The following is a 5,686-nucleotide window of genomic DNA, read 5'->3' as shown; positions in this document are numbered from 1 at the left end:
GGCGTTTCTCTGCCGCATGAGGATTAATCTCGGCCACAACACTTACTACGCCGGCGATGTTTCCAGCCTTTGGTTGAGCACCAGACATGCCACCAAGACCTGATGACACAAAGAGTGGCATCTTGTGGTTTTTCTCTTTGCCGAACACTTTGCGTGCTGCGTTAAGCACGGTGATGGTTGTTCCGTGCACGATGCCCTGCGGACCGATGTACATATAGCTGCCAGCGGTCATTTGTCCGTATTGACTTACGCCCAGCGCATTGAACCTTTCCCAATCGTCGGGCCTAGAATAGTTGGGGATAACCATGCCGTTTGTTACCACAACGCGTGGTGCATTAGGGTGTGAGGGGAACAAACCTAAGGGATGTCCGCTATACATTACGTGTGTTTGCTCGTCGGTCATCTCGCTAAGATACTGCATGGTGAGTCGATATTGTGCCCAGTTTTGGAATACGGCACCATTACCTCCGTAAGTGATAAGCTCGTGTGGGTGTTGCGCCACGGCAGGGTCGAGGTTGTTTTGTATCATCATCATGATAGCTGCAGCCTGCGTGCTATGGTGCGGATAATCGTTTATCGGACGAGCGTGCATGGCATAACGCGGGCGCAGCCTGTACATGTAAATGCGGCCATAGTCTTTCAGCTCTTGCGTAAATTCGGGCAACAGCTGTGCATGTAGTTCTTTGGGGAAGTAGCGCAACGCGTTTCTTAGTGCCAATTTCTTTTCTTCTGCCGAAAGGATGTCCTTTCTTTTTGGGGCATGACTTACGCTATTGTCGTAAGCTTGTGGTTCGGGCAGCACGTGGGGAATACCACCACGGAGGTCTGCTTGGAATTCTTGAAGGGTCATAGTGGTTGGTTAGTTTTATTCTTACCTACTTATATATAAGGTGTAGCGGTTACACCTTGTGCACCGTTTAGCGCATAAAGGCGAAATGCAGGCAGGCAAAAAGCCCACCTGCAAACGCATTATAGTTTTGATTCTACGATGGCAACAATCTCTGTTTCGGCTGTATTAGCTTTTGCGATAAGGTCGTTTGCCTCGGCAATAAGTTTGTTGCTCACCTCTTTGTCGATAAGCGAACCGGCATTAATCTTCACGTTCATGCCAGCTCCCAGCACGGCAGCGCGAGCGGCCAAGACGCCAACGCCTGCATCGGACACGCTGTTGGGGTTGCCAGTTTCGGCCATTGCCTTGCACAACTCGAAGACGCGGAACGACTCTTTCATCGTTTGCAATGGCACTTGTGCAGCATAAAGTGTGGCGGCTTGTATGGCATCGGTACGCGCTTGTTTGTCGGCATCGGTCTTCTTGGGTAGTCCGAAGGCTGCCATAATGCGGTTGAAGGCCTCCGTGTCTTCGTCTACAAGGTGCAATAAGTTGCGCATCATCTCCTGTCCTTTGTCTGCCCAATGGCTAAACTCTTCCCAGCGATCGTCCCATCCGGGCTTATGGCTCGAAAGGTTGGCAACCATTGCACCCAAAGCGGCACCCAAAACGCCCATGTAAGCAGAGATAGTTCCACCGCCAGGAGCAGGCGATTCGCGCGATGTTTCTTTGGCAAAACCTTCCACAGTGAGGTCTACTAGCTTTTTATTGACTTCTTCTTCGCAAAGGTATTCAATCACTTTTTCGCGTGGATTGAATGGTTTGAGGTCGTCTAGTCCCATTGACTTAACGGCAATCTTGATAACATCTTCTTCGGGAATGCCAGTAGAACGGTTTTGTTTTTCCAAGAAATATCTGCCAGCCTCGACGAGTGTGCGTTTGGGAATAAGTCCAACAATCTCCGTTCCTGTAACCCTTATCCCTCGATTTTGTGCGCAACGACACACTTCGTCGAAAGCAATGTGGAGTGGGGTAACGTCGATATTGGTAATGTTCATTGATACTTGGGCAATGCCGTACTCATCGATAAACCAGCCAATTGCCTTTGTCGCTTTAAGCGTTCCTGGTTGATTGATGGTTTTCCCGTTCTCGTCTTTCTTGATTTTTCCTGTTATAGGGTTTCCTTCACGAACGGGTCTGCCTTTCTCTCGCACGTCGAAAGCGATGGCATTGGCACGGCGTGTTGAGGTTGTGTTCAGGTTAAAGTTGGTTGCGATGAGGAAATTACGCGCACCAACAGCGGTAATGCCTGTACGTTGAACACGTTCGTCAACGGGGCGTGCCCCAAAGTCGGGTTGTTTCCCTTCGGTAGTCAGTTTCTCGGCGAGTGCTTCGTATTCGCCTTGTCGACATACGGCTAGGTTTTGTCTTTCGGGTGTGAAGGCAGCAGCCTCGTAGCAATAGCAAGGAATTTGCAGCTCGTCGGCGATGCGTTTGGCCAATTTGCGTGCCAATTCGGCACATTCTTCGAGCGTTATGCCAGCCACGGGGATGAGTGGCAGCACGTCGGTGGCACCCATTCGTGGGTGTGCGCCGTGATGTTGGCGCATGTCGATAAGTTCTCCTGCTTTTTTCACGGCCAAGAATGCGGCCTCAACCACCACGTCTGGGCAACCCACAAAGGTTACCACCGTTCTGTTGGTGGCCTCTCCTGGGTCTACATCGAGCAGTTTAACACCTTTAACCTCTTTGATAACACTGGTTATCTGGTTAATGATTTCCATGTTGCGGCCTTCGCTGAAATTAGGCACACACTCTACAAGTTGCTTTACATTGTTCATGTTAGAATGTATCTGTTAAACGTTAGTATCAATATCGGTATTTTGTAAGACAAGCACAAATATATGAATTAATTTACTAATGTGCGCCTTTTTCGGGCATTTATTTGCCTAAAAAAGTGCGACTGTATGCAGCCGCACTTTTCTAATTGTTGTTATGTTAGCCCTAGGCGTGTCGTAATGCCTCATATTTTGTTTTCGGCTAATCGTTTTGTTTCGCTATGCGCAATGTTGCATGCAAATTGATATGTGCAGAAACACGTTGATAAATCGGCCTTCCTTTGTTTGGTTATAACTTATTTGCCCTCGTTTATGCGTTCAAGTGTAACGAGCATCAATTCTAGTTTATTGGCATTTCCATTCTTCCTTATGCGGAATGTAACGCTGAAGTCATCTTGACTTTTAGCATTTCTATAATATCAATTGAGCGGAGTTTATTATTTTTGTTGCGAAAATTAAAGCAAGATAAACACTCCTCTCATGTACGAAGTACTTGATAAAGATACAATAATCCTTGAAACCTTGCCCCATCTGTCTGTGGCAAAACGTGGTTATGTCTCAAAAGGTGACCAGACGGAAGTTATTCAAAGCATTCTCTACAAGTTGAAAACTGGTTGCCAATGACAGATTACTTCTTCGTTTTCATGATTCTGTTTCCGTTGCCTGTGAGCAGGATGCCCTGCAACCGCTCGCGCTGGCAGTCGTAAGCGTACGTACTTTCCGTGCCGTTTCCCATACGCGTGTACGCGGAGTAATCGTTTTTTTTGTCAAGTTTTAGGTGGGAAATTTAACATCCTGAGTGGCCTTTTCATTCACCAATCGTCCACCTTGTCGCAAAAAATCGATTCTCGCGAAGGTTGGTTTTGATGAAAAAGGGATTGGAAATAAATGCAGACGAGATGTATTTTTATTTAAGGAAACCGTCGTTTGCACCATTTTAGGTGCTATTTGCTGCAAAATGCAGTGCAATATGCCGCTAAATGCACTGCGTTTTGCCGCTAAACGCAGTGCGTTTTGATGCTAAACGCAGTGCAAAATGGTGCTAAATGCAGTGCAAAATGGTGCAAAATGCAGTTCGAAATGGTGCAAAATGCGAACAAAAAAGCATAAAAATACACCGCAATGCGATAGATAAAAGCCTTCCGAACCATTAAAAATAGGGCTAGAAAGGGCAAAATGGCAGCTAAAAAGTGGGGTTTAGGAGGGTAAAAGCGGGTAATTGAGCTTGAAAAAATCCGAGCCAGCAACCAAACTAGAAAGGTAAAATGGTGCTACATGCACTTCGTATTCTTAAAAATGGACAAGAAGAAAGGCGCGAAAGGTTAGAAATAGTGATAATTTGCCTACTTTTAGACTAACGGTTTGGCTAGAATAGAATGAGAAATAGAGTGGTATTGTAAAATAAAAAATAATAATTTAAGATTTCACGTTGATGGGGTGGTGAGTTGTTGAGTTTGAAAGTTGATGAGTTTGTGAATAGATGCTTTTCGAGCTTATGAGTTGATGAGTTTGAAAGTTGATGGTTTTGTGAGTTTATGAGTTGTTGAGTTTGTGAGTTGATGGTTTTGTGGGCTTATGAGTTGATGGGTTTCTAAGTTGATGGGGTTAGCAATTCTTGAGTTTGAAAATTGATGAGTTGATGTATTCGGGAGTTGTTGGGTTTTCGTGATTTTGTAAGCCAGTGAGTTGATTGTGTGATGCACTTCGTATATAAAAGGAGTGTTTATCTTGTGTTGGCACCACTAAGATGAGAAACTCTTCCCTCTATTTAAAGAAAGATTAAAAGTCAGCCCACTTCATTATAAGTCTGTGAACGAGGTTCACATCGTGTGTTCCTTTTGCTGTTCGTTTTGTGAACAATGATGACCAGTGTATCTTGATATCTTTATCATTAAAAAATGTTTAATCCGTTGGGAAACCTAAATAAATGTGATACCTTTGTGAAAAAGGAGATAATCATGGAACGAATTACACTTGAAAACTTCGAAGCAACGTATGTAGACCCAATCGAAGAGGAACGTATTGACAAATTTGTCTGTGATGAGATGGGCCGCCAAATTCATCGATATATAAAAGGAATGTCGGGTAGCAAGGACATCATGAACAAGTTTGAGGCACAGCTTTCCACTTTGTCGATACCTGAAAAGGAAGTGGCCATTGCCAGATATATCGACCTTAACAGGAAGGTTACAAGCGGACTCGACTTCAAAATCGTGCTAACGAGGGCTATGGCTAACTACTGCGACACGTTCGATTATTTACTAACGTTGGTTAACAACAGGCGAAAAATGGTGTATTACCTTAATCGCATCAAGTCGAAATACCTGCGCTATCACGAAGTTGTGGAGGTAGACGGCAAGTTTGGCATTAATGATGGCGACGGAAATGTGCTTGTTTCGCCCAAGTACGACTTCTTACGCCGTTGCTATACGTATGTGGACGACTTGTGCTTAATGCCCATTATTGCGCAGAAAGATGGTAAGATGGGACTTATTTTGCCCGATGGTAACGATACTGTTGTGGCGGATTTTGTTTACGATGACATCTGTTTGCGCGACGAATACCCATATTTTGAGGCGCGCCAAGGCAAGAAGAAAATATTGTTGGAGACGAAATAGACACAAAATCGGGCTGGCACCCTATGGGGTTTAGCCTGTTGTTGACCCCTGTTTAGGACTAAACGAAGGCTTCTTGTTGCTGTATAATCCACTTTTGCGGATTATTACAGCCTATTTAAGGCAGGTTCTGCAAATTCCACGTTGTTTTAGAATTAGCTTTAAAGTGGGGGCTTGGCGTTAGGTTGACCCGTTTAATTTTAATGGTCGCATTGTTCCGTGTTCGTCTCGCACAGGATGTTCTAACGTCTGTCGTATTGTTGTCAACCTAAAAGCATAACTCCCTAAAAAAGTAGAACTCCCATTGATAGCATGGCCGTCAATGGGAGTTCTAACGAATAGGGCAGCTACGTTATAGAAACGTATGCTGCTTTTGTTTCCTATTATTTCTGTAAGCATCCAAT

At 44.8% G+C, this 5,686-nt stretch carries 2 protein-coding genes and 2 pseudogenes; 2 read left to right on the top strand and 2 right to left on the bottom strand.

The window, feature by feature from the left end; genetic code table 11:
• Window positions 1–850: pseudogene (locus tag BN93_RS11175) on the bottom strand (urocanate hydratase); the annotation flags it as partial.
• Between the two features lie 119 nt (window positions 851–969).
• Window positions 970–2,670: a glutamate formimidoyltransferase gene (gene ftcD / locus BN93_RS11170; protein ID WP_019188406.1), complete on the bottom strand. Its 1,701-nt coding sequence runs from the start codon at window positions 2,668–2,670 to the stop codon at window positions 970–972.
• 477 nt (window positions 2,671–3,147) lie between these two features.
• Between ftcD and BN93_RS16940 the strand changes: the two are divergent.
• Both BN93_RS16940 and BN93_RS11165 read left to right on the top strand, forming a co-directional pair.
• A pseudogene (locus tag BN93_RS16940) lies at window positions 3,148–3,288 on the top strand (transposase); the annotation flags it as partial.
• A 1,337-nt stretch (window positions 3,289–4,625) separates the two neighbouring features.
• Window positions 4,626–5,285 carry a hypothetical protein gene (locus BN93_RS11165; protein ID WP_019188402.1) on the top strand — a complete coding sequence of 220 codons (660 nt, stop codon included), beginning with the start codon at window positions 4,626–4,628 and terminating at the stop codon, window positions 5,283–5,285.
• The last annotated feature ends 401 nt before the right edge of the window (window positions 5,286–5,686 follow it).

It is taken from the genome of Prevotella conceptionensis 9403948 (assembly GCF_000312305.1).
Classification (GTDB): Bacteria; Bacteroidota; Bacteroidia; order Bacteroidales; family Bacteroidaceae; genus Prevotella; species Prevotella conceptionensis.
Note: the sequence above shows the minus strand (reverse complement) of the source record. Positions and strands in the feature narration are given on the sequence as shown.

Excerpts from the sequence above, each read along its gene's own strand:
- ftcD (WP_019188406.1), bottom strand. The coding sequence starts at position 2,670 with ATGAACAATGTAAAGCAACTTGTAGAGTGTGTGCCTAATTTCAGCGAA.
- BN93_RS11165 (WP_019188402.1), top strand. The coding sequence starts at position 4,626 with ATGGAACGAATTACACTTGAAAACTTCGAAGCAACGTATGTAGACCCA.